This is a genomic window from Bacillus sp. GBSW19, assembly GCF_002998655.1.
In the GTDB taxonomy this organism is placed as follows: domain Bacteria; phylum Bacillota; class Bacilli; order Bacillales; family Bacillaceae; genus Bacillus.
Genome location: NZ_PVRF01000003.1, coordinates 52,021 through 78,793 on the forward strand (window position 1 = coordinate 52,021; position 26,773 = coordinate 78,793).

The following is a 26,773-nucleotide window of genomic DNA, read 5'->3' on the forward strand; positions in this document are numbered from 1 at the left end:
AATATGTTTACAGAATATGGTGAATTAAGCACCATGCTATACCAGTTGACCAAACCAGCCGGATACTCTATTGATGGTGATTTGGAATACTATTATGAACATTTGAAAAGTACTAAAGGTAAAATCTTAGAAGCAGGCGTCGGCACTGGTAGAATGATGATTCCTTTTCTGCAAAAGGGACTTGATGTAGAAGGTGTTGACGTATCTGAAGATATGTTAAAACAATGTAGAGCTAACATGGAGGCCGCAAAAGTGAAGGGAACTCTCTACCAAGGAGATCTTACTGACCTTCATCTACCTGAAAAATACGAGGCGATTATCATGCCTACCGGGAGTTTCTGTCTATTACCCCGGAATCAAGTTAAGGATATTCTGCGTTCTTTTTACCAACATCTTGAAGTAGGCGGTAAAATTATTATTGATTTGGAATTGCCAACTGGATTCATACCAGACAAAGTTTCAACAGGTCAATTTTCAATCGACAATGAAACTGGCATTCTATTTACGTCAACAACCCAAGGAATAGATTGGCTTCAACAGAAAACCAGCTTTATTCACCGATACGATTTGCTCAAAATTGGTAAGATTCAAGAAACAGAAATATCAAATTTTGTTCTCTATTGGTATGGAATCCAGGAGTTTCAGCTTTTACTGGAACATGAAGGATATTCTTCGATTGAGTATAAACTTGGGTATGAGAGAGATACGTCTTCTTCCCTCATCACCTTTTTTGCAAGTAAAGAATAATTAGGTTATTTCTTTTTAAGAAAGCTTCGCCAAAAACTACAAATTCATTTCTCTCTTACCTGTCACTCTGTTTATCATTTTTGGATTTTTTTACAGGTACTAACTTAGAAAAGATATTTAGTGTTCCGAGGAGGAGTCGAATGATTCAATACCAAAAGATCCTACAAATGTACTTCAACGGTGACTCTCAACGAACCATCGCAGCCGCCACCGGTCATTCATGGCGGACGGTAAAAGATGTGATTTACCGAGCAGAAAATAAAAATATCATTGAGCTGAAGCCGGAGATGGATAATCTCTGGCTATTTGGCTTCCTATACCCCGAAAGGCAGACATTTGAGCGGGGTTATTACCCTGTTAATTGGGAGTATATCCATAAAGAGCTGATGAAAAAGAACGTGACGCTCCAACTTCTTCATCGTGAATACAAAGAGAAAGCTCGAAACTCAAAGAAATATCCTTATTCCTATACCAGCTTTACAAGGGGTTATCGTCTATTTGTGATAACGCAAATACATTTGTATAATTCACATTTATGTAAATTAGTGAATAAAAAAAGCATATCCTTTAAGATATGCTGTAATTAAACACGTATGTAACTCATGGCTAATCCATTTTCATTTTTTTGAATTACTTTAAACCCGTTGTTTTCATAAAAAGATGATAACTGTTCATTTTCTTCATATTCAACAGATACTATTCTAATTGCAACTAATTTATTAATTAGCTTACAATTTTGAAACAAGAATTTTGGAACTTTCCAAGATTCATTAGGAAAGCACCTAATATACAAACTTTTTGTTTGATGTCTTTACAGAAATTATAAATCAAAATAGTCGCATCCTCAAGTGTTTTGTTGCAGATATCATTATTATCCTCCCCAATTATTAGTTATTTTATGCAGTTTCAAGCATATTAAATGACAAAAAATATGCTTCATTTATAGGTGGCAACAATATGACAAAAAAAGAGCATATCTAGTTAGAAGTTTGTTCTTTTTCTCTGTGCATCTTATAAAATCCATATCATATATTATTAAATTGAGGGGTTCGAATCTTTGTAACACTCGAGGCATTTGCAAGCTAATCAAACATTACTAGTTGATCTTTTGATTTTGCGTTATTCTGTTTTTATATCAGAGTAGCTAAACAAACAGGACACCAGTGACAAGTGGCGTAGCCGATGCTGACAAGCACTGGTTTATTTTCACGCTTGGCTTTGTCGAAGGCTTCTTGCCCCCACGGGTACCAGTGAACTGGGTTGTGGGCGTGCTGAAGGAGGTACGGTGATTTTTCGTTGATGAGTTGGTTGGGTGTTTGGTTGTTTGGCATGGGTCACCTGCTTTTACATCATTAGTTTAATTTCATCTTAAATTTCTTAAGGAGTAGAGACTAAGTCATTATTTGAGTGTATCATTTTGTTAAAATATAGGTTTTTCTTGATATTTGGAAACTGAATAAACACCCTACAATTTTAAAATTCGAAGGAGTTCTAATGTCTAAAAAAATAATGAGACGGTTATCACTGCTATGCTTTGTAATAGGTGTTCTACTATGGAGCCCTAATTTGATATTTGGATATGGAAGCGGATTATGGTTATTGAATTATCTATTAGGTCCAGTTGGTATTATATTAAGTATTTATAGTAGAAATTATCTTTATACGTTTTTAAACTTACTCACCACATTTAGCTTTTTTATCTTCATGTTTCTTGGGTATCACTGATTTACAACGTGACGTCAATTCACCTATCTAATACTAAATAATAAGAATGGAGAGATAAAATGGACTATGTTTATCAGAAAAATGAAAAGAAAAACGGTAATTGTGTCATATCCGTTCGAGATAGATGGGAGAATTCAATTATTGAATTTGAAAAAAAGCTACATCACATTGATATAGTGGTTAATTACCGTAATGATAAAACAACGAAGTATTCAATGCCAATAGAGATTTTTGAAAAAGTTTACGATGATCTACACAGAGATAATTGAGGCCTAAACTTTTCAACGCCTCATTGATGTTCCATTTCAATTCTCCTCTACTTCTTCACCAGCACATATTGTAAGTGTTCTAATTCAAACATATCAATCAGTTCACCGATCTCTTTAAAATCGATATGTTTCCCAAATCGTTTTTTGCTTAGGTCAATTTCTACATTTAATTGATCGTCTTTTTCTTTCGTTTCCAGGCCGTCTACACAAGAGTAGATTTCAATGGTTTCTCCTTTGGACAGCTCTGTTTCAATGAAAAGGAAAAGAGGACGGAGAGAATGAATGATGCCTAAATCATAAACAAAAGGATGCGTGAATTTGTCTCTTACGGCTTCATAGACCGGATCTACATAAGCAATGTGAATGTCAGCAAAGTCCTCTTCTGTTTCGTATACTTCTATCAAGGGCTCTTCTTTTTGATAGGTTTTGGGCTTTTTTCGTTTTCTATCAACCGTTTTGATATTGAGTTCAGAGAGTGGTTTATAGGTAGACTTTTGACCAAAGGTACCAAGCGACAGCTCTTTATTAGCACCAATATAGTGATGTAAAGTCATATGTGTGTCCTCTTTTCGCCAACTAATTTCTCGTGCATTGATTAACTTCTTTTTATCAATAAATGGTGGAATGTGCAATTCTTTTCACATACGATCTATCCTTTCTCTATAAAAAGGAGGGCAAGTCGTTTGACTAAATACCTCTTAGGGTATACTATCTGTTCATAGAAAGAATAGAAAGGAGTGCTGGTACATGGAATATAATCAGCAGATGAAGAACCGTCTTCGCCGGATTGAAGGGCAGATTAAAGGGGTTCTTTCGATGATGGAGCAAGGCAAGGATTGCCGCGAGGTGGTGACGCAGCTGTCTGCATCACGTAATGCCATTGATCGGGCAATGGGTGTGATTGTGAGTACAAATCTTGAGCAATGTGTTCGTGAAAGTCTTGAACAAGGCAAGGATACGGAAGGTCTTGTGAAAGAGGCAGTTGAGCTATTGGTGAAAAGCCGGTAAGAAATTCCTCAGCCTTTGGTGGTTGACGGATTTTTTTACTTGATGTAATATACCCTTACCGGTATATGTATATTTTTTATTTTCTATATACCCCCATAGGTAATTGTTGAAGGAGGAGCAGAATGGAAGAACAGAAAAAACGCACGACGATTGTGTTATTTAGTGGAGATTATGATAAAGCGATGGCAGCTTACATTATTGCTAATGGTGCAGCAGCCTATGATCATGAGGTGACCATTTTCCATACGTTTTGGGGGCTGAACGCCTTGCGTAAGGATGAGATGGTACCGATGAAAAAAGGATTTTTAGAAAAAATGTTTGGCAAGATGATGCCGCGCGGGGCTGATCGCATGGGGCTTTCCAAGATGAATTTTGCGGGAATGGGGCCGAAAATGATCAAGCATGTGATCAAAAAGCACAATGCTATGACCTTGCCGCAGCTCATTGAGATGGCGAAGGAGCAGGATATCAATCTCGTGGCATGTACAATGACGATGGATCTTTTAGGATTACAGGAGAAAGAATTATTAGATGACATTCAATATGCTGGTGTAGCGGCATATTTAGCAGAGGCTGAAATCGGACGTGTGAATTTATTTATCTAGTGAGGTGAAGCAGGATGGTGCAGACGATTTTACTCATCATCGTAATTGGATTACTCGTGAGCCGCTTTTTGCCGGTACGAGGTGTAAAGCAAATGGATGCAGCTCATATGAAAAAGAAGCTGAAAAGCAAAGGTCAACAGCTCATTGATGTGCGATCTCCTAGTGAATTTCAAACAAATCATATCAAAGGCTTTCAAAACATCCCGTTGTCTCATTTGAAGAAACGAGCTTCTCAGCTTGAGAAAAATGAAGAGGTCTATGTGATATGTCAAAGCGGAATGAGAAGTATGCAGGCGGCGAAAATATTGAAGAAGCAGGGATTTACTCAGATTACAAACATCAAGGGTGGCATGAATGCTTGGCATTAAATGCGCAATAAAATATACCCCCACCCCTATATAAAGGAGGATAAGACATGCAGCAACCAACTGTCATTTTAGATGCAAAAGGACTGGCATGCCCGATGCCGATTGTGAAAACAAAAAAACAAATGAATGAGCTTTTACCAGGAGACGTACTGGAAGTGCAAGCCACTGATAAAGGATCAGCAGCGGATCTAGCGGCATGGTCAAAAAGTGCAGGCCACGAATTTTTAGGAACAAAAGTAGAAGGCCAGGTGCTTCATCATTTGATTCGTAAGGGCGGAGAACAAGAGAAAGAAGGGAAGTCCATGATTTCGGAAATGTCTTTGGAGACTTTTCAACAGAAAGTAAAAGAAGATCCATCTTTGTTTATTTTAGATGTGCGAGAGCTGGATGAATACGAGGCGGGGCATATTCCAGGAGCTGTTCATATTCCTCTTGGTGAGGTTGAACAACGTGCGGAGGAATTGAGCCGGGAGACGGACATTTACCTGATCTGTCATTCAGGCAGAAGAAGTGAATTAGCTGCGCAAAAGTTAAAAGAAAAAGGATTTCATCAATTGACGAATATTGTGCCAGGCATGAATAGCTGGACAGGAGCGATTGAAAAATAGGAGCTGAATGGAACATGACGGTAAAAGTGATGAACGCAGAGCAGTTAACAAAAAAGATTGTGAACAAGGAACCGCTCTTTTTACTAGATGTGCGAAATCAAGCGGATGTACAGGACTGGAAGATCGAAGGGGAAGCAATCGTTCATATGAATGTGCCTTATTTTGATCTCCTTGAAGGAGTAGAGGGCATTTTATCTCACATTCCTTATGACCGTGAAGTGTTGGTGGTTTGTGCCAAGGAAGGCTCCTCTATCATGGTGGCGGAGATGCTGTCAGAGGCGGGCAGAACGGTCCATTATTTAGAAGGCGGTATGAAGGCGTGGAGCGAGCATCTAGAGCCAGTGAAGATCGGGGATTTAACCGGCGGTGGAGAGCTGTATCAATTTGTGCGTATGGGCAAGGGATGCCTGTCTTATATGATCATGTCGAATGGAGAAGCCGCAATTGTAGATGCAGCTAGAATGACGGATATCTATACCCGTTTTGCTAAAAAACATCATGTCTCTATAACGCAAGTGTTGGATACTCATCTTCATGCGGATCATATTTCTGGTGGGAAAAGACTGGCTGAACAGACTGGTGCCAGCTACTGGCTGCCGCCAAAAGATGCAGAAGAGGTGATCTTTGAATATCACCGTCTTGAAGAAGGGCAGCGGATGACGATTGGAGCGGCTTCCATTGATATTCACCCCCTTTACTCGCCGGGGCATACGATTGGTTCAACATCTTTTATCGTGGATCATCAATATCTTCTTTCAGGTGATATTTTGTTCGTTGATTCGATTGGAAGACCTGATCTCGCTGGAATGGCGGAGGACTGGGTAGGTGATTTGAGAGAAACACTTTATGACCGATATAGAGCACTTTCGAAAGAATTCATTGTATTGCCAGCGCATTTCATGATCATGGATGAAGTTAATGAAGACGGAAGCGTTTGGAAGGAGCTAGGCGTTCTATTTGAAGAAAATCATGGACTGAATATTGATGATGAAGCCGTATTTAGAGAAATGGTCACGAAGAACCTACCTGCACAACCAAACGCCTATCAAGACATTCGTCAAACCAATATGGGGAAGCTGAGCCCAGACGATGAAGCGCAGCGTGAAATGGAAATTGGTCCAAACCGTTGTGCGATTCGGTAATGTCCAATAAAATAAGAGGAGAGGAACAACGAAATGACATCAGATCAAATGTTAGACGTCACAGGGCTTGCATGCCCAATGCCGATTATTCGAACAAAGAAAAAAATGAACGACTTGGCGGAAGGTCAAGTTTTAGAAATACATGCAACAGATAAAGGAGCTAAAGCTGACTTGGCAGCATGGGCGAAGTCAAGCGGACATGAATTGATCACGCAGACGGATGAAGGACATGTGCTGAAGTTCTGGGTGAGAAAAGGGTCCTAAAGGATGTTAGGGGTATCTGCTGAAGATCCCCTTTTCCTTTTGCAAAGGAGGAGACCAGCGTGGATTTTGCGTTTTTGATTACACTTTTTATCATCGGATGTATTGGTTCCTTCTTATCAGGAATGGTGGGGATCGGGGGATCTGTGATCAACTATCCTATGCTGCTTTATATCCCGCCACTGGTCGGTGTGATGGCACTATCGGCTCACGAGGTATCAGGAATTGGCGCTATTCAAGTGCTTTTTTCGACGCTCGGTGGGGTATTGGCCTACCGAAAAAGCGGGTATTTACATCGGTCGTTGATTTTATATATGGGGAGCAGTATATTGGCGGGCAGCTTATTAGGCAGTTATGTATCTCACTTTATGCCAGAGAATGGGATGAATCTCGTCTATGGATTGCTCGCGGTAGTGGCTGTGATCCTTATGCTGATCCCAAAAAAGGGACAGCGTGCAGACTCAGAGGGAGAAGTCACTTTTCATAAAGGGCTTGCGGCAGGTATTGCCTTTGTGATTGGCAGTGTTTCCGGGGTGCTAGGCGCGGGTGGAGCATTTATATTGGTACCGGTGATGCTGTCTATTTTAAAAATTCCTGTCCGGATGACGATTGCGTCCTCACTTGCGATTACGTTTCTATCTGCGATCGGTGCATCGACTGGAAAGGTATTGACGGGTCAAGTCATGCTTCTTCCTGCGGTTGTGCTGATGCTGGCAAGTTTAATAGCCGCTCCGATTGGTGCTAAGGTCGGTCAGAAAATCAACGCCGTCTACTTACAATGGGCACTTGCTGTGATGATTACGGCGACAGCGGTCAAAATTTGGCTGGATTTATTATAAAGAAAAGACCAACAAAGCGTGTTGGTCTTTTTTATTTGACGTCATCGTGCTCGATATATGTTTCAAGGGCTGGATGAAACTCTTTTTGATAATGAAGGTTGGGGCATGTTTTCACGACTTTGCCTTGCAGGGCATTGGACTTAGAGACTTCTAATGCTGTTTTACATTTAGGGCAGCGTTCGGCAAACAGTGAGGGCCAGCGCTTCATATATCACCACTCCAGTTAAAGTCTTAAAAACCGATTATATTAATATGAATTATAGGGGATCGTGCAGGTGAGGTCAATGGGTGTTTGGGTCTTTTTAACAAAAAAAAAGCATCGTAAAGGATGCTTCTCTTTCGTTTCGATTCTCAATAAGCTTTCGCCCAGAAGACCATATCAGATGCAGGCTTTCCGCAGCAGACACATGTGTCTGAAACGGATTCCTGTTCAAATGGGATACAGCGTGAGGTCGCCCCTGTTCTTTCTTTAATGTCGTTTTCACAGGCTTCGTCACCGCACCACATGGCTTTAATCAATCGGTTTTCTTCTGAAAGAATGTGCTCAATGTCTTCAATTGTGTGAGCTTTTGATGTTTTTTCATGTAATCGTTCTTTCGCCTTTTCGTACATTGTCCGTTGAATGTCTTCAAGCGTGGATGTGATGGTTTGTTCAAGTGCATCTAATGTGACAGCTTGCTTTTCACCAGTGTCTCGTCTTGCGAGCATCACCTGTCCTTTTTCGATGTCCTTTGGTCCTACTTCGACACGTAGAGGGATGCCCTGCATTTCACATTCGTTGAACTTCCAGCCTGGCTGTTTATCACTTGCATCGATGTCAGTACGTGCGATGCGGGTGAGTCGATCTTTCAACTCGTAGGCATGATCGAGTACGCCTTCTTTATGAGAGGCGATTGGCACGATTCGCACTTGGGCTGGCGCAATGTTTGGCGGAAGGACGAGTCCTCTGTCATCACCGTGCACCATGATCATGGCACCGATGATTCTTGTCGTAAAGCCCCAAGAGGTTTGCTGGACATGCTCTAGTTTTCCTTCGCGGTTTAAGAATTCGATGCCAAATGCTTTGGCAAATCCGTTTCCGAAGAAGTGAGAAGTGGCCGTTTGCAGGGCTTTTCCGTCATGCATCAGACTTTCGACTGTATAGGTGAAGCGGGCGCCAGCGAATTTTTCTTTCTCTGTTTTCCTGCCTTTAATGACAGGGATCGCTAGAAGCTCTTCACAAATAGACGCATAGATATGGAGCATTCTTTCTGTTTCTTCAATCGCTTCTTGCTCAGTCTCGTGACAAGTGTGCCCTTCCTGCCAGAGGAATTCAAGGGTTCTAAGGAATGGACGTGTTGTCTTTTCCCAGCGGACGACATTGGCCCATTGGTTATATAGCTTCGGTAAATCACGGTAGGAATGAATGATATTTTTGTAATGCTCAGCGAACAGTACTTCAGAGGTTGGTCTGACGCAGAGCCTTTCCTGTAATTCGGATTCACCGCCATGTGTGACCCACGCCACTTCAGGAGCGAAGCCTTCGATATGGTCTTTTTCCTGCTGCAGCAGACTCTCTGGGATAAAGAGCGGCATATACACATTCTCATGCCCTGTTTCTTTGATTTGGCGGTCAAGTTCGTCGCGAATATTCTCCCAAATTTTAAAGCCATATGGCTGAATGATCATACTGCCTCTGACGCTTGAATAATCGACGAGTCGTGCCTTTGTGACAACATCTGTATACCACTGGGCAAAGTCGTCTTCCATGCTTGTGATTTTTTCAACAAATTGTTTCTTTGACATTGCATTTTCCTCCTTTTAAAAAACAAAAAAGCTGTGCTTTAAGTTAGGGACCATTCCTGGTGGTACCACCCTAATTTAAAGCACAGCTTTACACTCGATCATGATAACGGTATGAACCGCTGTATGAAACAGAACTAAATCGGCAGGTTCACTTGAAGATGTCAGTAGGAACTTCTCAGCACCGTTCCCTCTCTGTTAAAGGTCAATTCAAGCTACTATTCCAGATCTACGTTGATCAATGTTCGTTGATTTTTCATCAGTTTACCTGTAAATGCAGGAGAAAGCAAGTTGTACTGGGGTTTCTTTTCATGCTGTTCTGAGTGCTTTTGTGTGATCGTGAATTTGCAGTCATTTCCTATTTTTACAGCTTGCCAGTTATGTAAGGCTATGCTAATATATTTGAAGAAAAAAATAGACTTGTATAACCTCAATAATATGGTTTGAGGGTTTCTACCAGGATCCGATAAATCCTGATTACAAAAGCGCGCTTTCCTTTTTTGTAATCAGGGTTTTTTTGTTTGTCTGCGCCCTGTATCAAAAGTGAAAGCGATGATATATAGAAGGGATGTTAGACATGAACTGGAGAGTATATTTATTAGCCGTTTCTACTTTTGCGGTTGGATTAGTTGAGCTTGTGGTCGGGGGCATTTTGCCAAGCCTTGCAGAGGATTTGAATGTATCTCTTGCGACAGCTGGGCAGCTTATCACCGTATTTGCCATTGTGTATGCCATTTCAGCACCTGTGCTGCTGACTGCCACAGCTAAAATTGAACGAAAGCGTCTTTATCTAATCGCGTTATTGGTGTTTACAATAGGGAATGTATTCACATATTTTAGTTCGACTTTTGCCCTTGTCATGATCTCTAGGGTATTGATCGCAATGAGTACAGCGCTTGTCGTGGTGTTGTCACTGACGATCACTGCTAAATTGGTGGAACCAGCGCATCGTGCGAAGGCATTAGGGCTGATTTTTATTGGGATTAGTTCTTCACTTGTTCTCGGTGTACCGATCGGTATTTTTATTACAGAGAGCTTTGGCTGGAGAGTGATGTTTTTAGGAATCAGTATTTTATCAGCGATATCGATGGTGCTGATCTATTTCCTATTGGAGAAAATGCCTGTTGAAAAAGTGACACCTCTTAGAGAGCAAATACGTTCTTTAGGGCATCCGAAAATTTTTAGTGCACACTTGATTAGTTTGTTTATGCTGGCAGGTCATTATATGCTTTATTCTTATTTCACTCCGTTTTTAATGGAAGTTCTGCATATGACCCCGTTCTGGATTAGTATTTGTTATTTGGTCTTTGGGCTTGCATCTATTGGCGGGAATGGGTTTGGCGGCTGGCTTAGTGACAAGCTGGGTTCAGGGAAAGCCATTTTGCTGGTGACAATCGCGTTTGCAGTTGTGATGTTTATCATTCCTTATACAGCGGGTGTGTTTGTCCTCTTTATGATCATGGTTGTCCTATGGGGAGCGCTTAGCTGGGCATTAACGCCTGCCTTGCAGAGTTATTTGATTCAAACAGATCCTGTGACGTCTGATATTCAGCAAAGCTTAAATACATCGGCCTTGCAAATTGGTATCTCAATTGGATCAGCGGTTGGCGGTGTCCTGTTTACGATGACCGGTTCATCTGTTGATCTGGCGAAATTCGGTGCAGTGTTTGTGCTGATTGCCTTTAGCTGTGCGGTGATTTCGTTGAAAAGACCACCACTTTATATGGATCGTCAGCATCGTGCTGAATAGCTGCCTCATGATAGGCAGCTTTTTTTCTGTTCTATATTATTTCAACATCTCACGAAAAGAGCCTTTCTTTCCATGAATTATAGCAAATAAAAGAAAGAGGAGCTGTGACATGATGGGTCAACTAGTAGAAAAGTGCATACACCATTTTCAGGTCTGATGGCCTGTTCTTTTTCTCACACTGACATTTCTTTTGACTCCTCTTTTAATTATTAGTACCATTTTATTAACCAGTTAAGAGTGGAGGTTCAGATGGAAACTAAAGAGCAGATTGTATTAAAAGCGATTCAAGATCTGATTATGCATAGGGAAAAGAGACGGAATGATCCAACAGATCCACTGATTACCACGACTGATACACTCAAGCAAGATTGGACACTCACACAGCTTCACATTTTATCGATGATTCAAGCCAATCCAAACGAATCAAATAATACATTTCTTTCTCAACAACTAAAACTATCAAAGCCTGCCATTACAAAGGCTGTGAAAAAACTAATTGATAAAGGCATGGTGGACTATTGCCACCGGCAAGGGGATAAGAAATCTGTCTACTATTCATTGACAGAGAAAGGCACGCAATTGGCAGCGCTGCATGATGAACTACATGAAAAAGCCGTCGCGTCCTACTTAGAATTTCTCCAGCAGTTTCATGAAGATGAATTACAAGTAATTGAGCGCTTTTTGAAGGCATGGAAAGAAAAAATATAGATTAAAAAAACCGAAACCATCGTAGAAAATGAGATGATTTCGGTTTTTTATATGGTAAAATTAACATATATTGACGTTATTCCTGATCATGTTAAAAGGGAGGGAGCTTCTCTGGGGAAAGAAATGATGGAAAATTTTAAAAAGTCAGCAGCCATCATGCCGTTCGTAGGACTGTTTGTCAGCTTGCTATTATTTGTTTACTATTTTGGTATTACAGGAGTTGAAGAACCTGTTTGGGCGGCCGCTTTGTATTGTGCCCTGCCCTTTTTAGGGTACACGATCTTCTATCTGCCTGTATGTATTTATTTTAAAGTCAGTAAAAAACGCTCAATCCATAAAAATGAGGAACAGACGTGATTGTGGTCAGCGCTTGTCTTGCTGGGTTGAAGGTCCGGTATAATGGCAGCCATCGATTAGATCAGCGAATTGAAGAGCTTGTGCAGGAAGGAAAGGCTGTGACAGTTTGTCCTGAACTGCTTGGCGGCTTCTCTACGCCTAGACCACCGGCAGAAATCATTGGCGGAGATGGATATGATGTTTTACGGGGGCAGGCTGCTGTTGTCGATGTTCATGGAACTGACGTCACAGAGATGTATGTAAAAGGTGCAAAAGCCACGCTGGAACAGGTTCAGTCTCTGAAAGCAACAGCAGTTGTGTTAAAAGAGTACAGCCCTTCTTGCGGGAGCCGGCTGATTTACCAGGGAGAGTTTAACGGTAAGACAAAAGCGGGTGATGGTGTGACGTCCGCCTTGCTGAAACAGCACGGGATTCAAGTGTTCTCTGAGGAGGATGATTGGACTTCGTTGTTTCAATAGGTGTGGCGTGGATAGAAGGAGGAGCTAGGTTGAAAAAGTGGATCATTGGTGTAGGTGTAGTGGTTTTAATAGGAATAGGTATTTATTTTATGATCAATACCAAAACATACTCTTTTGATGATGTGACCTCACTGGATAAGAATAAGGTGACTTCGATTCAAATTGAGCATGATAATGAGCAAGTTGTGGTAGATAAGAAAGAAGATATTCAAAAGCTGCTGAATGAATTTTCAGGTATGAAATTAAAGAAGGCGAATGGCGCTAAAAAAGAAACAAAAGAGTCTTATTGGATTAGGGTGTTAGAGGAAGGCAATGTTACATACGGATTCGTCTTTTATGATCAAGCTTATTTAGAGACATATGATGGTTCTAAAACGAAAAATAAGATCAGCGAATACCAAATCGTTGACGCCAATCAAGTCGATATAGGACAATATATCAAATAACACCAGCGAAATTTCTTGCATGATCAATAGAAAATTCGGGTATAGTGCTTGGTAAGTAAAAATGAAGCGGAGGTTTGTTTGATGAGTGGATTAACAGATACAGTCACATTAGCAAACGGAGTAAAAATGCCGAAGCTAGGCTTTGGTGTATGGCAGGTAAAAGACGGGGAAGAGGCTGTAAATGCAGTCACAGACGCTCTTGAAGCGGGCTACCGCAGCATCGATACAGCAGCAGCCTATCAAAATGAAGAAGGGGTAGGCAAAGCCATTCAGCAATCAGGCATCTCTCGCGATGATCTGTTTATTACGACAAAGGTCTGGAATCGTGATCAAGGCTATGAAGCAACACTTGAAGCCTTTGAAACAAGTATGAACAAGCTTGGGCTAGATGTATTAGACCTTTATTTAATTCATTGGCCAGTTGAAGGTAAATATAAAGATACTTGGAAAGCACTAGAGAAGCTGTATAAGGATGGACGCGTTCGAGCCATCGGTGTGTGTAACTTCCATCAGCACCACCTAGATGATTTATTAGAAGAGGCAGAAGTTGTGCCAATGGTCAATCAAATCGAGCTACATCCTAAGCTAACGCAGGAGCCTTTACGAGACTACTGCAAGGAGAAAGGGATTCATGTAGAAGCGTGGTCACCATTAGGCAGCGGGAAGCTTCTGAACCATCCTGTTCTTCAGGATATTGCGAAAAAACATGACAAATCCGTGGCTCAAGTCATTCTTCGCTGGGACTTGCAGCATGGCATTATCACCATTCCAAAATCTGTGACGAAGAGCCGAATCATCGAAAACACACAAGTCTTCGATTTCGAGCTGTCCGCACATGAGATGGGTGTCATCGATCAGCTCAATGAAGATGAGCGCACAGGTCCAGATCCAGATAACTTTGATTTTTAATCGAAAGAAAAGTACAGGTGGATGCCTGTGCTTTTTTTTATTTAACGGTTTTTCGAGGCTGATACGTTTTCAATGACTTGAATGGCGTCGGCAATTTGCTCTTTGGAATAGTCTCCAATCAAGCAAAAGGTTTCGTCTGCACGTGCAGCATGGCTTGCCACTGTTTTTGCGGCTTCTTCCAGCTGAGCTGTGATGCCAAGCTCACGCATATTTCTAGGTAATCCGAGTGTTTCATAAAGCTCAAGTAATTCTTCTACTTCGCTCATTCGATTTTCTGCGGCAAGCTGAACAAGAATGCCATAGGCCACTTTTTGACCATGTAATACGTGATGCGTTTCTTCAATAAATGTCAATCCGTTATGGATGGCGTGAGCTCCTGCCATTCTGCCGTAGCGTCCCCCGTACCCGCCGACCGTGCCGGCTAATGTAATAATGGTATCCGTTACATCCGCAAATGCTTGCGAGTGCTGCCCTGTTGTCAAGCTGTGGACGGCTTCTTCGCTATGGGAAAGAAGAATGTCTCTGACGTATACCGCCTGCTTTAGTGCAGCATGCACCATGAGCGGTAAGGAGTCTTTTGCATTTCGAATAATGGCTTCCGCTTCATACCATTTGGCCAGCGTATCTCCAATCCCACTTTGAAGGTAGGAAAGAGGAGAAGAAAGCAAAAATGTATGATCAATGAGCGTGAGGTAGCTGGACCGTTTATGATAATCGACTCTCATGAAATTCCCCTTGTCATCATAAATGACGCTAAGCGGTGTAGATGCAGCACATGTCCCTGGGATGGTTGGAACCATGATCACTTCAATTTGAAGAGCTTCTGCTACTGACTTGGCGGTGTCTAAAATCGTGCCGCCTCCAATCCCAATCATCACATCTGCCCCTTTCAGTTCTTCAGCAATTCGTGTGATCGCATTTGGTGAACTGTATCCTTTGTGCTGAACAACAGGCCAATGAGGTGGAAGCTTTGTGTACGCTGAAAAAGCATGAAATGAATCGTGTCCCGTCAGTACAGCGGGCGACTGGAAGGATGGAGAAACAAGTGAATCGAGTTCATGATAAATGCCTTTTTGAGAAATAAATTGGTTTGGACCGCTTCTGACGATATCTTCTGGCTGGATCATTGCGTTCTGCTCCTTTACAACATCATATTTCATAAATCATCTCATTTTACAGAAAGTTCTGTCAAATATGAGGAAAAAGACCCTTCCGTTTTATGGAATTGAGCCGCTGTCATTGCCTTTAGGTATGTATTTCCTGTATGATAAAGAACGGTATGTTTTGATTAAATTTAAGAGGTGTTTATATATATGGAAAAACAATATCGTGTCTTACTTTACTATCAATATGTCCCCATTGAGGACCCAGAGACGTTTACAGCAGAGCATCTAGCATTCTGTAAGGAGCTTGGTTTGTTAGGCCGTATCCTTGTGTCAGCAGAAGGCTTGAACGGAACTGTTTCTGGTACCATTGAGCAAACGGACAAGTACATGCAAGCGTTAAAAGAAGATCCGCGCTTTGCGTCTATGCCGATCAAAATTGACGAAGCAGACGGTCATGCGTTTAAAAAAATGCACGTCCGCCATCGAAATGAACTAGTGAATCTGAGCCTTGAAGATGACGTGAACCCGTTAGAATTAACAGGTAAACATCTCAGCCCAGTTGAATTTTACGAGCAAATGCAATCACCTGATACCGTTGTGATTGATGCACGTAATGATTACGAGTTTGATGTCGGCCACTTTAGAGGGGCAGTACGTCCTGATATCGAGACATTCCGCGAATTACCTGAGTGGATTCGTGACAATAAAGAGATTCTTGAAGGGAAAAAAATCCTGACGTATTGCACAGGCGGCGTACGCTGTGAGAAATTCTCAGGCTGGTTAAAGCGTGAAGGCTTTGAAGATGTCTCTCAGCTTGACGGCGGAATTGTCACGTACGGAAAAGACCCAGAAGTTCAAGGAAAGCTATGGGATGGTCAATGCTATGTGTTTGATACCCGCTTAACAGTGCCAGTGAATCAAACAGAGCATGTAGTTGTCGGAAAAGATTTCTTCACCGGTGAGCCTTGCGAGCGTTATGTGAACTGTGCAAACCCTGCATGCAACCGCAAAATGATTGCAACAGAAGAGAGCGAGCATAAGTATATGCGCAGCTGCAGCCATGAATGCCGTACAAGTGAACGTAACCTTTATGTGAAACAGCACAATCTGTCTGAAGAAGAAGTGCAAGAAAGACTAGCTGTGATTGAAAAAGAACAAGCAATCTCACAAGGATAGAGGGACCCCCTTTATCCTTTTTTTCTATACACGAGAGGGTTCAGAAGAAAGAGGGATTCATTTCCTCTTTCTTTTTTTGTTTTGTTTTTTTCAAAATAAGGGTAAAGGTAGTTATTCAGTCTAATAGATTGAATCGTTGAAAAAGCGCTTTCTTTAGAAATAAGCATGTTCGACTATTTCAGAAAATAGAGAATTGAGAGATAATAAAACAGGCGAAAAAATGAACAAGGGTAAAGATTTAGTTGAAGAAATATTTGTCAATTGATTGAAAAGTGAGCTGCAAGTAAGAAAGACGCTTACTTGGGCACATGCTTTGTAATTTAATCGAAAGGTGTTATGAACATGAATCATTTGCATCGTAGAATGGGAACTTTCGCTTTAATGATGGTAGGTCTTGGCTCAATCATTGGTTCAGGATGGCTTTTCGGTGCTTGGCGTGCCGCTCAAATTGCCGGCCCTGCTGCTATTTTGTCCTGGTTGATTGGGATGGTCGTGATTTTATTTATCGCTTTGTCTTATAGTGAACTCGGATCGATGTTTCCAGAGGCAGGCGGAATGGTGAAATATACGCAATATTCACACGGCTCTTTTATCGGGTTTATTGCTGCTTGGGCAAACTGGATCGCTATTGTCTCCGTCATTCCTGTTGAGGCGGTGGCTTCTGTCCAGTATATGAGCTCATGGCCTTGGGAGTGGGCAAAGTGGACAAGCCATTTGGTCACAAAAGGGGTTTTGACGACAGAAGGGCTCATGGTCGCCAGTGTACTTCTTGTGATTTACTTTCTGCTCAATTATTGGACAGTTGGGTTATTTTCAAAAGCGAATACATTCATTACTGTGTTTAAAATTGTCATTCCAGGATTAACAATTGGTGCGCTCTTATTCGTAGGTTTTCATAGTGAGAATTTTACTTCTGGAACAAGTATTGCCCCTAATGGCTGGGCGAGTGTGCTGACAGCTGTTGCGACATCAGGGATTGTGTTTGCCTTCAATGGCTTCCAAAGCCCGATTAATATGGCTGGTGAGGCGAAAAATCCAGGCCGATCGATTCCGATCGCCATTGTTGGATCCATTTTGATTGCGACTGTAATTTATGTGCTTTTACAAATCGCCTTTATCGGTGCTGTCAATCCGTCCATGATTGTGAATGGATGGGGCCATTTGAATTTTAACTCGCCATTTGCTGACCTTGCCATTGCGCTTGGGATTAACTGGCTGGTTCTGATTTTATATGCAGATGCGTTTGTATCACCTTCTGGTACAGGGATTACGTATACGGCGACGACATCTCGTATGATTTATGGAATGGAAAAAAACAAATACATGCCAAGCGTGCTTGGCCGTCTGCACCCTATTTACGGTGTGCCTCGTCCAGCGATGTTTTTTAACTTAGCCGTATCGTTTATCTTTCTGTTTTTATTTAGAGGCTGGGGTGTACTTGCAGAAATCATTTCAGTTGCGACGCTCATTTCTTATTTGACAGGTCCAGTGACCGTTATGACACTGAGAAAGACAGGGACAGATTTATATCGTCCGCTTCGAATAAAAGGACTCAGCATCATTGCTCCTCTCGGCTTTGTCTTTGCCTCATTGACGCTGTATTGGGCGAGGTGGCCGTTAACAGGTCAGGTGCTGTTCATTATCCTCATCGGTCTTCCGATCTATTTTTACTATCAAGCAAAAGCGAAGTGGAAAGGCTTCGGCCGCAACTTTAAGGCGGGTGCTTGGATGGTCGTGTACTTGCTTGTGATGATGACGATTTCCTGCCTTGGCAGTGACAAATTCGGCGGCTATAACGTCATTCATTATGGCTGGGACATGGCACTTATTACAGTGGTTGCCTTGCTATTTTATATGTGGGCACTCAAAAGTGGATTTGAAACAGAATTTCTAAAGGATGCGAAAAAAATTAATGATGAGCTGCGTACTTCTCAGCAAGAAGCCGCATCATCCAAAGAATAAAGGAACGGCTGCCTGAATATCGCGGGCAGCCGTTTTATTTTGATAAATGATGCATCACGTGCTGCCTCAGCCAAGTGGTGACGCCACGCAAAACGGCTGCTGTGACAAATGAGATGAGCACATATCTCCAAAGCTGATCCATGCCTTGTCCACTAAGCCAAAACACGATTCCTAGAAAAACGAGTGTGAATAGAAGCATGAATAAAAATGATGCAGACCAGAAAAAAGCCTTCACTGAAGGTCACCTCCTCGGAGTATTGTATGCAGGCAATTGAATGATCAGACCAGCTATGAAGGGGTAGAATCATGATGAAATCTATTTCAAAAGTCAGATAAAAACACCAAGTGATTTGACAGTTGTGTTAAGATGAGAGCATATTTTGAGTGAAGATTGTGGGTCATAGACGGAGGTGTTTGGGGTTGCAGATACAAAAAGTTCTAAACAATAATGTCATTAGTGTGATAGATGAACAAGGAAAAGAAATCGTCGTCATGGGCAGAGGTATCGCGTTTCAACGACGGCCTGGAGACCCGGTAGACGAATCGTTAATCGATAAAGTCTTCCGCCTGGAGGATCACTCCGTTCATGAGCGGATGAAAATGCTGCTTCTGGAAGTTCCGTATGATGTGGTCAAGGTAACCGAAGAAATGATTCAATATGCACATACAAAGCTGAACCGAAGATTAAATGAAAGTCTGCATGTATCACTCGCAGACCATATTCATTACGCCATCGAACGATTGAAGAAAAATCACCTCATTGAGAATTCGCTTATTTGGGAGATTAAACGCTTATACAAAGATGAATTTCTTGTGGCAAAGGACTGTCTTGAGATGATTGAAGAGCGTCTTCATATTGAACTGCCTGAGGATGAAGCAGGCTTTATTGCGATGCATATCATTAATGCAGAGCTCAATGAGGACATGAATACAACGGTCAATATCACAAAAGAAGTAAACGCCATTCTCACCATTGTGAAATATCATCTCAACATGGATTTTGATGAAGACTCACTCAACTATTACCGTTTTCTCACGCATTTGCGCTTTTTCGTCCAGCGTCTGATCAACGAAACACTGCTTGTCAGCGAAGATCAGGACTTGTATCAGCTGATCAAGGTGAAATATCCGAAGGCTTACGAATGTGCAAAGAAAATCGCAGAATATGTCTATCAAACCTATCACCGAGATCTCACATCAGAGGAGATGCTGTATCTATCCATTCATTTGAATCGATTGATCAAACGAGAAAAATAAAGGTAGATTTTAAAAGAAAGCGTTGACATGAGAAAAGCTGAGTGGTACTATTTGCTCATAAACATAAAAGAATACGGTTTCACAATGATCGTCTTAGAGGATTGTGACTGTTCGGCAGGCAAAACCTAAACGTTCACTGAAAAAGCGCAATGGCAAGTTGCGACTATTTTTGGTGCCCGTTTAGGTTTTTATTTTGCCCAAAAACGTATTTTTTTGAAAAAAAGGGGGTTTTTGTATGAGTTATCGTCAATTAGCAGAAGACATTATCAAACACATTGGCACAGAGAAAAACGTTCATTCACTGGTCCATTGTGCCACAAGACTTCGCTTCACATTACATGACCGATCAAAAGCAGACAAAGCAGCCATTGAAAAATTAAATGGTGTTGTAACCGTCATGGAAAGCGGCGGCCAATTTCAAGTAGTCATTGGCAATACCGTACCAGAGGTTTATCGAGAAATTGGGGAGTTTACGAATCTATTAGAGGATTCCACTTCTTCATCTGCAAAATCAGGTGGAGAGAGCACAAGCCTTTTCGGAAAATTCGTCGACATTGTCTCTGGTATTTTCACACCACTTCTCGGTGTCATGGCGGGTGCTGGTATTTTAAAAGGTCTATTAGGCATCTGTATCAATGCGAAATGGTTATCACCTGAAGATACGTCGTACCAAATTTTATTTGCTGCGTCTGACAGCTTGTTCTACTTCCTGCCATTACTGCTCGCATTCACTTCGGCGAGGAAGTTTAGAGCGAATCCATTTGTCGCTGTGACGATTGCTGGTGCACTCATTTACCCAACCATTCAAGAGTTGTCAAAAGGCGGCGGAGATGTGACCTTCTTCGGTATTCCGGTCGTCTTAATGTCGTATACATCAACGGTTATTCCAATCATTTTGGCAGTGTTTGTCATGGGATATATCGAACGTTTCTTTAACAAAGTCATTCATGAAAGTGTCAAAAACTTTATTACACCACTGATTTTACTTGTCACGGTTGTTCCGCTGACACTCATTGTATTCGGCCCATTTGGTGTGTATGCAGGGAACGGCATTGCAGCTGTCTTGCTGAAAATATTCTCCTTTAGTCCTACACTTGCAGGTGCTTTAATTGCGATGGCATGGCAGGTTCTCGTGATCTTCGGTATCCACTGGGGTCTAGTGCCAGTGATTTTAAATAATATCGCCGTCCATGGAAAAGATCATATCAAGCCGGCTACTGCGCCAGCTGTATTCTCACAAGCCGGTGCCTCAATCGGTGTTATGCTGAAAACAAAGAATAAAAAACTGAAATCATTGGCTGGATCGACAGCGGTTTCTGCCGTGTTTGGGATTACAGAGCCAGCTGTATACGGGGTCACGCTTCGTTTGAAAAAACCATTTATTGCAGCCGTTCTCTCTGCCGGTGTCGGCGGTGCGATCATCGGTTATTCACAAAGTATTGCGATTGCGTCAGGGCTTCCAAGTTTACTGACACTTCCGATTTTCTACGGACAAGGGTTTACAGGGTTCATCATCGGAATCTCGGTCTCGTTTGTTCTATCCATCGTCTTGACTTATTTGATTGGATTTAAGGATCCAGTAGATGAAGATGACACGCCAGCACCGATTTCCGCACCAACAATGGAAAACGAACATGGGGTCAAAGCAGCTCATGTGAAGAGTCCTTTAAAAGGCGAGGTGATCAAGCTGGAGGAAGTGCAGGATAAGGCATTCTCATCTGGTGCACTAGGAAAGGGTGCAGCCATCATTCCATCAGAAGGCAAGCTGTTTGCACCAGTATCAGGAGTCGTGACAACGGTGTTCCCAACAGGCCATGCGTACGGCCTCACCTCTGAAAGCGGAGCAGAAGTGCTCATTCACATTGGACTGGATACCGTCCAATTAGGCGGTCAGCATTTTGCCCCGAAGGTCGTACAGGGGCAAACCATCACAGAAGGTGAACTGCTTGCAGAATTTGATATTGAAGCCATCCAAGCTTCCGGCCTGTCCGTCACAACACCAGTGATTATTACCAATTCCGGTGAGTTTAGCGATATCATAGAAACAGAAGTAAAACAAATCACACCAGGACAATCATTTTTACATCTCGTTTAATCAAGAGGAGGAAGAAATTATGAGATATTCAACACTAGCACCATTTCCAAAGGACTTTTTCTGGGGCGGATCTACTTCCGCCTATCAAGTAGAAGGTGCGTGGAACGAGGATGGCAAGGGGCCTTCTGTCATTGATATGAGAGCAAGTTACCCTGAAGGGACAACGGATTTTAAAGTCGCAAGCGATCACTATCACCGCTATAAAGAGGATGTGAAGATGTTTGCAGAAATGGGTTTAAAGGCTTATCGCTTCTCTATTGCATGGACACGGATCATTCCAGATGGAGATGGGGAGATCAATCAAAAGGGGATTGAATTCTATCATTCTCTCATCGATGAATTGCGCCGCTATGACATTGAACCAATCGTGACAATGTATCATTTTGATCTGCCTCATGCGCTTCAAGTAAAAGGCGGTTGGTCAAATCGTGCGACAGTAGATGCGTTTGAACGTTATGCAGAGGTTCTCTTTAAGGAATATGGCCAGAAGGTAAACTATTGGCTGACCATTAATGAACAAAACATGATGATCTTACATGGATCGGCGCTCGGTACACTTGATCCAAATTTAGAAAATCCAAAAAAAGAACTGTATCAGCAGAACCACCATATGCTCGTAGCTCAGGCGAAAGCCATGACGCTTTGTCATCGTTTGCTGCCTGAAGCGAAAATTGGACCAGCACCAAATATTGCACTCATTTATCCGGCATCTCCAAAGCCTGAGGATGTGCTTGCTGCGGCGAATTACAATGCGATCCGCAACTGGCTGTATCTTGATATGGCAGTCTTCGGCCGTTATAACAACCTTGCTTGGGCATACATGAAAGAAAAAGACATTCTTCCTGTTATTGAAGAGGGAGATATGGATATTTTGAAAAGTGCGAAGCCAGACTTCATTGCCTTTAACTACTACACATCTCAAACGGTTGAAGCGAGTAAAGGAGATGGCAACGATGAATTTGCACGCGGCGGAGATCAGCATTTAAAATCTGGTGAAGATGGCGTATACAAAGGCGGCAACAACCCGTTCTTAAGTAAAAATGCGTTTGGCTGGGAGATTGACCCTGTCGGCTTCCGTTCAACGATGCGCGAGATTTATGACCGTTATCAGCTGCCCCTTATTATCACGGAAAACGGATTGGGTGCTTTCGACAAATTAGAAGAAGATGGATCGATTCAAGATGATTATCGAATTGACTATTTAGAAAAGCATATCGAACAAATCAAATGGGCAATCACAGACGGCGTCGAGGTTTTCGGATACTGCCCATGGTCTGCAATCGATCTAATCAGCACACACCAAGGATGCTCCAAGCGCTACGGATTCATCTACGTCAACCGCGACGAATTTGACCTAAAAGACCTCAAACGAATTCGTAAAAAGAGCTCTTATTGGTACGAAACCTTGATTCAGCAAAATGGAGAGAACATCGGGGGGTAACAAATAAAAAAGCCAATCACCTTATGCGGGTGGCTGGCTTTTTTTCTTCATTCACTCTAATTAGCAAGATCATATTGTTCGAGTTGTTCTAAAATGATAGTCTAATTATATATTGTAAAATTTGGTTTAATATCCATTATAAGAGAGGGTCTGTTTATATGATGACGATTCTTTTTCTGTTTTTCTTATTGTTTTTCATTTTTTATGCTTTGAATTATATAGGTCAGAAATTAATTGCGAAGGAATACCCAATGAACCATGGTGTGATTGTGACTCTATCAGCTGTGGAAGGTATTCTTGTTTTTGTACTTGTTGGTGTTAATGAGAAGTTTCCATTTTTTTAGATCCAATCACATCTTGCTCTCTACTATTATTATACCGCGAATACAATCTCATTTACAGACTGTTTTCCGCCCAAATCAGGTCGTATACTGTTATACGCAAGTCAAAAACGATAAGGGGTGCGGCTGTATGAATGACAATGAGCAGGTTTTAGATCCTGGCCCATTTTTTCATGGGACGAAAGCAGAATTGAAGATTGGAGATCTGCTTGAACCGCTGTATTTATCCAATTTTCAGGATAAAAAATCAAACCATATCTATTTCACTGGAACATTAAATGCGGCCAAATGGGGTGCTGAGTTAGCAAGGTCTGATGCGAAAGAGAGAATATATCTTGTAGAACCGTTAGGCGAATTTGAAAATGATCCGAATTTGACTGACAAAAAATTTCCCGGCAATCCAACACGTTCTTATCGATCGAAATCCCCTTTGAAAATTGTCGCAGAATTAGGTTCATGGGAAAGACATTCTGATGAAGAAATTGAACATATGCTGAGCTCTTTGAAGAAATTAAGCGAAGAAGGGAAAAATGTCATATACGATTGATGATCCATATTCTAAATAACACGAAGGCCGCCTCATCAACAACTGGGCGGCCTTTGTTCTATTTTATTGAAACAATGCATCCATCAACTCATCAAATGTTTTTGCTTGCTTCAGGAAGTGAATGCGGTCTGGATTGTCCAGTAAATCGACGGCCTGTTCAAAGAATTGATTCATACAGACTGCGTCATCCTTATGAATGGCTAATAAAAAGACAAGTGATACTTGGTCTCCCTGCCAGTCAATTGGCTGTTTTAAGTGTGCGATGGCTACGCAGGATGTGCCTTCATTTGTGATGAGCGGGTGAGGCATAGCCATTCCTCTGCCAAGATAGGTAGACGACATTTGCTCCCGCTCAAGCACCGAGGACCGAAAAGAAGGCGATACTAGCTGATGCTTCTCTAAACGGCTGCATAGTGTGTCTAATACCTCCTCCTTGCTGGATAGGTCAGCATTCAATAAGGTCAATCGTTCTTGAAAAAATGCCATCAGCTCTTTAGAGGGAGTCCCATGTCCATTTAATAAATGAATGATCTCATTTACCCGCTGTACATCATGATGTTCAAAAAAAGCGCTGACCTGAATCACGGGTTTTCCCTTTGATGCGAGTGGGACGGTTGTAATGATGACATCACAGGGCAGGGTGGTGCTCATGAGATAATCCTGATAGGAATACAGCTCGACGATTTCCAGTTCGTGCTGAAAGGCTGCCTTCAATTTAATTTCAAGCAGTCTTGCCGTCCCTAGTCCAGACCCGCACACGATAATGGCTTTCTTTTTTTGCGAGGTATCGAGCTGACTTCTTTCAAATGAAGCAGCGATATGCAGAGCAACATATGCCGCCTCGTCTTCATTTGGCGTCCGTACCAGCTGTAAGGCATTCAGTCCGCTGACAGCCAAATCAAACGGGTAAGGATAGGACGCTTTGATCTCATGCAAAAGCGGATTTTGTAAGGATACGCCATATTGGATTCGATTTAATAATGGCTTCATATGAAGCATCAAGTCTTGCTGCAGGATGTTGTCATCTGCAAAGCGGTGGCCGCTTGTTTTCTCAATGTGCTGTAGAAAGACCGCAACCGCCTGCTGAACTTCCACTGTCGTCTGATGCTGAGCGGCTTCTTTCCACGTTTGATTCGCCAATAGATGCATCACTAAGTAATCTGTTTCATCCTCTGATAAGATGACGTGAAAGGTGTCACTTACCTGCTGTATGATCTTTTGGGCAATTCTCATTAAGACTTGCGATCTTTGTGTACGAGTGGTACTGGCGGATATCCGCTGGTTTTTTCGTGTCTGCTGAATCGCAATCGCTAAGTGAATGACTAAGTTTTTTAAGGCAATGTCTTTAATGAGCAATGACTCTTGATGCAGGTTCGTCAGGACAATAGATCGAATGGTTTCAAGAGAAATATCAGGAAAATGGAGCTGCTCCCGCTCGGTGATATGAGAAAGTGCAGGCTCTTCCTCAAGGAGTAAGTCTGCATAGCATGTTCTTTTTTGCAGCTCGTCTCCCTCAATCTTTAAGCCAAAACCAGGCTTTGACACAAGGGTCATGCCGTAACGGGCTAACAGCTCTCGTCCTTTTTTTAAATCACTGCTGACCGTCATGCGGCTGATAAACAGTTCTTCAGCCAGCTGGTCAATTTTTAAGTAATCCGGTTGAAGCAATAGCTTTCTCATCATAAATCGTACACGCTCTTCTGGCATGACGGGGACGAGAGAGCGGGCAGGAAGCTTCTGTTGATGAAGCCAAAGCAGGAAGGCGTCTTGGTCACTTGTTAATAGGGTGTATCCCTTTCCGCGGATCGTTTTAATCTTGGCTCCAGCTTCCTTTAATTGCTCATTTGCTTCTTTGATTAAATTGCGGATGGAGCGGTCAGATAAGCGAAAAGAGGCAGTGAGCTCCTCCAGCTTCACGAACCCCTTCGTTTCAAATAGCCGCTGAATCAGCTGATAGGTTCGAGGATCTGCCGTCATCATCATTGCGCGGCTCCTTGCGCCTGTAAGGCATCAGTACCAAGAGCGATTGCGCCCATTAAACCCGATAATCCATCAAAGGATGGCTTGGTGATAATTTCATTTAAAGGCTTTGGCAGCTGCAAATACCCGTGAAGCCGCTTTTCTGTTTCATCAAGAATGAGCGGCAGCATAGCGGGCTGTTTCATCACACCTCCGCCGAGAATGATGCGTTCAGGTGAAAGAGTGAGTAATAAATTGGCGGTCATCTGCCCGAGATAGTAGGCATGAAGTGACCAGGCAGGATGCTCCTCTGGCAGCATTTGCGCCAGTGTATGATAGCGTCCTTCTATGGCAGGTCCAGATGCCAGTCCCTCTAAACAGTCGTGATGTATTGGGCAGCAGCCTCCGTAGGAATCATGAGGATGCCGCTGAACGGTGATATGACCCATTTCTGGATGCAACAATCCGTGAATGAGGCGGTGTTCAATATAGGCACCGCCGCCTATTCCTGTTCCAACTGTGATGTAAACCAAAGAAGCAGGCTTTTGTGCTTCGACCGAAAAGCGGGCTTCCCCGAGTGCTGCACAGTTCACATCGGTATCAAGCTTCATCGGGAGCCCAAGGGCTTGTTTTAAGGTAGAGAAGAAAGAGAATTGGCGCCAGGCTGTTTTTGGTGTATCTAAAATCGTCCCATAGCTTGGGCTTTGTTCTTTTACATCGACAGGCCCGAATGCCCCAATGCCAATGGCATCGACAGGATGCTTTGTAAAGTAATCGATCACTTGCCGGCATGTTTCAATTGGGTTTCCTGTTGCAAAGGAAGTCATGTGTTCAATCGTTCCGTCTGTTGTTCCGTAGCCGCAGACAAATTTTGTTCCGCCTGCTTCAATGCCTCCAATTCGCATGA

General features: G+C 42.4%; 30 protein-coding genes and 1 riboswitch. Of the genes, 22 read left to right on the top strand and 8 right to left on the bottom strand.

Annotation, left to right across the window (positions count from 1 at the left end; translation table 11 throughout):
• Positions 1 to 3: 3 nt before the first annotated feature.
• Complete coding sequence (locus tag C6344_RS14825) at positions 4 to 747, top strand: class I SAM-dependent methyltransferase (RefSeq protein WP_106039383.1); 744 nt, start codon at positions 4 to 6, stop codon at positions 745 to 747.
• 140 nt (positions 748 to 887) lie between these two features.
• Positions 888 to 1,334 (top strand): transposase, encoded by a 447-nt coding sequence (locus tag C6344_RS18890; RefSeq protein ID WP_189313031.1) that lies wholly within the window; start codon positions 888 to 890, stop codon positions 1,332 to 1,334.
• A 543-nt stretch (positions 1,335 to 1,877) separates the two neighbouring features.
• On the opposite strand, the gene C6344_RS14835 is transcribed toward C6344_RS18890, so the two are convergent.
• The gene (locus C6344_RS14835) at positions 1,878 to 2,078 is read right to left on the bottom strand and encodes a DUF255 domain-containing protein (protein WP_106039382.1); all 201 of its coding nucleotides are present in this window, start codon (positions 2,076 to 2,078) and stop codon (positions 1,878 to 1,880) included.
• Positions 2,079 to 2,531: 453 nt separating this feature from the next.
• Here C6344_RS14835 and C6344_RS19065 point away from each other — a divergent pair, with 453 nt between their 5' ends.
• Positions 2,532 to 2,741, top strand: coding sequence for a hypothetical protein (locus tag C6344_RS19065; protein WP_106039381.1), 210 nt, complete (start codon positions 2,532 to 2,534; stop codon positions 2,739 to 2,741).
• Positions 2,742 to 2,788: 47 nt separating this feature from the next.
• On the opposite strand, the gene C6344_RS14850 is transcribed toward C6344_RS19065, so the two are convergent.
• Positions 2,789 to 3,295, bottom strand: a complete 507-nt coding sequence (locus C6344_RS14850) for a hypothetical protein (protein ID WP_106073059.1) — start codon at positions 3,293 to 3,295, stop codon at positions 2,789 to 2,791.
• Positions 3,296 to 3,488: 193 nt separating this feature from the next.
• Here C6344_RS14850 and C6344_RS14855 point away from each other — a divergent pair, with 193 nt between their 5' ends.
• The 7 genes from C6344_RS14855 to C6344_RS14885 all read left to right on the top strand — a co-directional run bounded on the left by C6344_RS14855 (position 3,489) and on the right by C6344_RS14885 (position 7,572).
• Positions 3,489 to 3,749 (top strand): metal-sensitive transcriptional regulator, encoded by a 261-nt coding sequence (locus C6344_RS14855; RefSeq protein ID WP_106073060.1) that lies wholly within the window; start codon positions 3,489 to 3,491, stop codon positions 3,747 to 3,749.
• Between the two features lie 122 nt (positions 3,750 to 3,871).
• Positions 3,872 to 4,354 (top strand): DsrE/DsrF/DrsH-like family protein, encoded by a 483-nt coding sequence (locus tag C6344_RS14860; RefSeq protein WP_003216959.1) that lies wholly within the window; start codon positions 3,872 to 3,874, stop codon positions 4,352 to 4,354.
• Between the two features lie 14 nt (positions 4,355 to 4,368).
• Positions 4,369 to 4,722 (top strand): rhodanese-like domain-containing protein, encoded by a 354-nt coding sequence (locus C6344_RS14865; RefSeq protein WP_088003756.1) that lies wholly within the window; start codon positions 4,369 to 4,371, stop codon positions 4,720 to 4,722.
• Between the two features lie 47 nt (positions 4,723 to 4,769).
• A complete protein-coding gene (locus tag C6344_RS14870; protein ID WP_066031395.1) occupies positions 4,770 to 5,330 on the top strand; it encodes a sulfurtransferase TusA family protein in 561 nt (186 codons plus the stop codon).
• A 14-nt stretch (positions 5,331 to 5,344) separates the two neighbouring features.
• Entirely contained in the window at positions 5,345 to 6,472 is a 1,128-nt protein-coding gene (locus C6344_RS14875) for an MBL fold metallo-hydrolase (protein WP_106073061.1), read from the top strand.
• 33 nt (positions 6,473 to 6,505) lie between these two features.
• Positions 6,506 to 6,736 carry a sulfurtransferase TusA family protein gene (locus tag C6344_RS14880; RefSeq protein WP_106037037.1) on the top strand — a complete coding sequence of 77 codons (231 nt, stop codon included), beginning with the start codon at positions 6,506 to 6,508 and terminating at the stop codon, positions 6,734 to 6,736.
• 59 nt (positions 6,737 to 6,795) lie between these two features.
• On the top strand, positions 6,796 to 7,572 hold the full coding sequence (locus C6344_RS14885) for a sulfite exporter TauE/SafE family protein (RefSeq protein WP_106037038.1): 777 nt from the start codon (positions 6,796 to 6,798) through the stop codon (positions 7,570 to 7,572).
• Between the two features lie 31 nt (positions 7,573 to 7,603).
• Here the strand turns inward: C6344_RS14885 and C6344_RS18895 are convergent, their stop codons facing one another.
• Together C6344_RS18895 and proS are read right to left on the bottom strand one after the other, a co-directional pair.
• Positions 7,604 to 7,780: a hypothetical protein gene (locus C6344_RS18895; RefSeq protein WP_003216908.1), complete on the bottom strand. Its 177-nt coding sequence runs from the start codon at positions 7,778 to 7,780 to the stop codon at positions 7,604 to 7,606.
• A 143-nt stretch (positions 7,781 to 7,923) separates the two neighbouring features.
• Positions 7,924 to 9,357, bottom strand: a complete 1,434-nt coding sequence (proS, locus tag C6344_RS14890; RefSeq protein ID WP_106073062.1) for a proline--tRNA ligase — start codon at positions 9,355 to 9,357, stop codon at positions 7,924 to 7,926.
• A gap of 397 nt (positions 9,358 to 9,754) precedes the next feature.
• Positions 9,755 to 9,854, top strand: a riboswitch (purine riboswitch).
• 77 nt (positions 9,855 to 9,931) lie between these two features.
• On the opposite strand from proS, the gene C6344_RS14895 reads away from it, so the two are divergent.
• From C6344_RS14895 to C6344_RS14920, 6 genes are all read left to right on the top strand, one after another.
• On the top strand, positions 9,932 to 11,104 hold the full coding sequence (locus C6344_RS14895; protein ID WP_060595432.1) for an MFS transporter: 1,173 nt from the start codon (positions 9,932 to 9,934) through the stop codon (positions 11,102 to 11,104).
• A 249-nt stretch (positions 11,105 to 11,353) separates the two neighbouring features.
• Positions 11,354 to 11,812, top strand: coding sequence for a MarR family transcriptional regulator (locus tag C6344_RS14900; RefSeq protein WP_034664352.1), 459 nt, complete (start codon positions 11,354 to 11,356; stop codon positions 11,810 to 11,812).
• Positions 11,813 to 11,938: 126 nt separating this feature from the next.
• Complete coding sequence (locus tag C6344_RS14905) at positions 11,939 to 12,169, top strand: hypothetical protein (protein ID WP_223250469.1); 231 nt, start codon at positions 11,939 to 11,941, stop codon at positions 12,167 to 12,169.
• Entirely contained in the window at positions 12,166 to 12,627 is a 462-nt protein-coding gene (locus C6344_RS14910; RefSeq protein ID WP_034664351.1) for a 2-thiouracil desulfurase family protein, read from the top strand. Before C6344_RS14905 ends, C6344_RS14910 begins: the two co-directional genes overlap by 4 nt.
• A 29-nt stretch (positions 12,628 to 12,656) precedes the next feature.
• Positions 12,657 to 13,073, top strand: a complete 417-nt coding sequence (locus tag C6344_RS14915; RefSeq protein ID WP_060595435.1) for a hypothetical protein — start codon at positions 12,657 to 12,659, stop codon at positions 13,071 to 13,073.
• Between the two features lie 81 nt (positions 13,074 to 13,154).
• Complete coding sequence (locus C6344_RS14920) at positions 13,155 to 13,982, top strand: aldo/keto reductase (RefSeq protein WP_066031391.1); 828 nt, start codon at positions 13,155 to 13,157, stop codon at positions 13,980 to 13,982.
• Positions 13,983 to 14,023: 41 nt separating this feature from the next.
• Here C6344_RS14920 and C6344_RS14925 read toward each other — a convergent pair whose 3' ends face one another.
• Entirely contained in the window at positions 14,024 to 15,106 is a 1,083-nt protein-coding gene (locus C6344_RS14925; protein ID WP_060595537.1) for an iron-containing alcohol dehydrogenase family protein, read from the bottom strand.
• Between the two features lie 189 nt (positions 15,107 to 15,295).
• On the opposite strand from C6344_RS14925, the gene trhO reads away from it, so the two are divergent.
• Both trhO and aimA read left to right on the top strand, forming a co-directional pair.
• Entirely contained in the window at positions 15,296 to 16,264 is a 969-nt protein-coding gene (gene trhO / locus C6344_RS14930) for an oxygen-dependent tRNA uridine(34) hydroxylase TrhO (RefSeq protein ID WP_060595437.1), read from the top strand.
• Between the two features lie 342 nt (positions 16,265 to 16,606).
• On the top strand, positions 16,607 to 18,226 hold the full coding sequence (aimA, locus tag C6344_RS14935; RefSeq protein ID WP_066031390.1) for a glutamate/serine transporter AimA: 1,620 nt from the start codon (positions 16,607 to 16,609) through the stop codon (positions 18,224 to 18,226).
• Positions 18,227 to 18,260: 34 nt separating this feature from the next.
• Here aimA and C6344_RS14940 read toward each other — a convergent pair whose 3' ends face one another.
• On the bottom strand, positions 18,261 to 18,461 hold the full coding sequence (locus tag C6344_RS14940) for a hypothetical protein (protein ID WP_060595439.1): 201 nt from the start codon (positions 18,459 to 18,461) through the stop codon (positions 18,261 to 18,263).
• Between the two features lie 185 nt (positions 18,462 to 18,646).
• Between C6344_RS14940 and licT the strand changes: the two genes are divergently transcribed.
• From licT to arr, 4 genes are all read left to right on the top strand, one after another.
• Positions 18,647 to 19,483: a BglG family transcription antiterminator LicT gene (gene licT / locus C6344_RS14945; RefSeq protein ID WP_066031389.1), complete on the top strand. Its 837-nt coding sequence runs from the start codon at positions 18,647 to 18,649 to the stop codon at positions 19,481 to 19,483.
• A gap of 235 nt (positions 19,484 to 19,718) precedes the next feature.
• Positions 19,719 to 21,578 carry a beta-glucoside-specific PTS transporter subunit IIABC gene (locus tag C6344_RS14950; RefSeq protein WP_106031955.1) on the top strand — a complete coding sequence of 620 codons (1,860 nt, stop codon included), beginning with the start codon at positions 19,719 to 19,721 and terminating at the stop codon, positions 21,576 to 21,578.
• 19 nt (positions 21,579 to 21,597) lie between these two features.
• On the top strand, positions 21,598 to 23,019 hold the full coding sequence (locus tag C6344_RS14955; RefSeq protein WP_106031956.1) for a glycoside hydrolase family 1 protein: 1,422 nt from the start codon (positions 21,598 to 21,600) through the stop codon (positions 23,017 to 23,019).
• A gap of 471 nt (positions 23,020 to 23,490) precedes the next feature.
• Positions 23,491 to 23,907 (top strand): NAD(+)--rifampin ADP-ribosyltransferase, encoded by a 417-nt coding sequence (gene arr / locus C6344_RS14965; RefSeq protein WP_034664337.1) that lies wholly within the window; start codon positions 23,491 to 23,493, stop codon positions 23,905 to 23,907.
• Positions 23,908 to 23,970: 63 nt separating this feature from the next.
• On the opposite strand, the gene C6344_RS14970 is transcribed toward arr, so the two are convergent.
• Together C6344_RS14970 and C6344_RS14975 are read right to left on the bottom strand one after the other, a co-directional pair.
• Positions 23,971 to 25,890 (bottom strand): BglG family transcription antiterminator, encoded by a 1,920-nt coding sequence (locus C6344_RS14970; protein WP_060595444.1) that lies wholly within the window; start codon positions 25,888 to 25,890, stop codon positions 23,971 to 23,973.
• Positions 25,887 to 26,771: an ROK family protein gene (locus tag C6344_RS14975; protein WP_106073063.1), complete on the bottom strand. Its 885-nt coding sequence runs from the start codon at positions 26,769 to 26,771 to the stop codon at positions 25,887 to 25,889. Before C6344_RS14975 ends, C6344_RS14970 begins: the two co-directional genes overlap by 4 nt.
• Between the last annotated feature and the right edge of the window lie 2 nt (positions 26,772 to 26,773).

Coding starts and splice junctions, on each gene's coding strand:
- C6344_RS14825 (WP_106039383.1), top strand. CDS start 4: ATGTTTACAGAATATGGTGAATTAAGCACCATGCTATACCAGTTGACC.
- C6344_RS18890 (WP_189313031.1), top strand. CDS start 888: ATGATTCAATACCAAAAGATCCTACAAATGTACTTCAACGGTGACTCT.
- C6344_RS14835 (WP_106039382.1), bottom strand. CDS start 2,078: ATGCCAAACAACCAAACACCCAACCAACTCATCAACGAAAAATCACCG.
- C6344_RS19065 (WP_106039381.1), top strand. CDS start 2,532: ATGGACTATGTTTATCAGAAAAATGAAAAGAAAAACGGTAATTGTGTC.
- C6344_RS14850 (WP_106073059.1), bottom strand. CDS start 3,295: ATGACTTTACATCACTATATTGGTGCTAATAAAGAGCTGTCGCTTGGT.
- C6344_RS14855 (WP_106073060.1), top strand. CDS start 3,489: ATGGAATATAATCAGCAGATGAAGAACCGTCTTCGCCGGATTGAAGGG.
- C6344_RS14860 (WP_003216959.1), top strand. CDS start 3,872: ATGGAAGAACAGAAAAAACGCACGACGATTGTGTTATTTAGTGGAGAT.
- C6344_RS14865 (WP_088003756.1), top strand. CDS start 4,369: ATGGTGCAGACGATTTTACTCATCATCGTAATTGGATTACTCGTGAGC.
- C6344_RS14870 (WP_066031395.1), top strand. CDS start 4,770: ATGCAGCAACCAACTGTCATTTTAGATGCAAAAGGACTGGCATGCCCG.
- C6344_RS14875 (WP_106073061.1), top strand. CDS start 5,345: ATGACGGTAAAAGTGATGAACGCAGAGCAGTTAACAAAAAAGATTGTG.
- C6344_RS14880 (WP_106037037.1), top strand. CDS start 6,506: ATGACATCAGATCAAATGTTAGACGTCACAGGGCTTGCATGCCCAATG.
- C6344_RS18895 (WP_003216908.1), bottom strand. CDS start 7,780: ATGAAGCGCTGGCCCTCACTGTTTGCCGAACGCTGCCCTAAATGTAAA.
- proS (WP_106073062.1), bottom strand. CDS start 9,357: ATGTCAAAGAAACAATTTGTTGAAAAAATCACAAGCATGGAAGACGAC.
- C6344_RS14895 (WP_060595432.1), top strand. CDS start 9,932: ATGAACTGGAGAGTATATTTATTAGCCGTTTCTACTTTTGCGGTTGGA.
- C6344_RS14900 (WP_034664352.1), top strand. CDS start 11,354: ATGGAAACTAAAGAGCAGATTGTATTAAAAGCGATTCAAGATCTGATT.
- C6344_RS14905 (WP_223250469.1), top strand. CDS start 11,939: ATGGAAAATTTTAAAAAGTCAGCAGCCATCATGCCGTTCGTAGGACTG.
- C6344_RS14920 (WP_066031391.1), top strand. CDS start 13,155: ATGAGTGGATTAACAGATACAGTCACATTAGCAAACGGAGTAAAAATG.
- trhO (WP_060595437.1), top strand. CDS start 15,296: ATGGAAAAACAATATCGTGTCTTACTTTACTATCAATATGTCCCCATT.
- aimA (WP_066031390.1), top strand. CDS start 16,607: ATGAATCATTTGCATCGTAGAATGGGAACTTTCGCTTTAATGATGGTA.
- C6344_RS14950 (WP_106031955.1), top strand. CDS start 19,719: ATGAGTTATCGTCAATTAGCAGAAGACATTATCAAACACATTGGCACA.
- C6344_RS14955 (WP_106031956.1), top strand. CDS start 21,598: ATGAGATATTCAACACTAGCACCATTTCCAAAGGACTTTTTCTGGGGC.
- arr (WP_034664337.1), top strand. CDS start 23,491: ATGAATGACAATGAGCAGGTTTTAGATCCTGGCCCATTTTTTCATGGG.
- C6344_RS14970 (WP_060595444.1), bottom strand. CDS start 25,890: ATGATGATGACGGCAGATCCTCGAACCTATCAGCTGATTCAGCGGCTA.
- C6344_RS14975 (WP_106073063.1), bottom strand. CDS start 26,771: ATGCGAATTGGAGGCATTGAAGCAGGCGGAACAAAATTTGTCTGCGGC.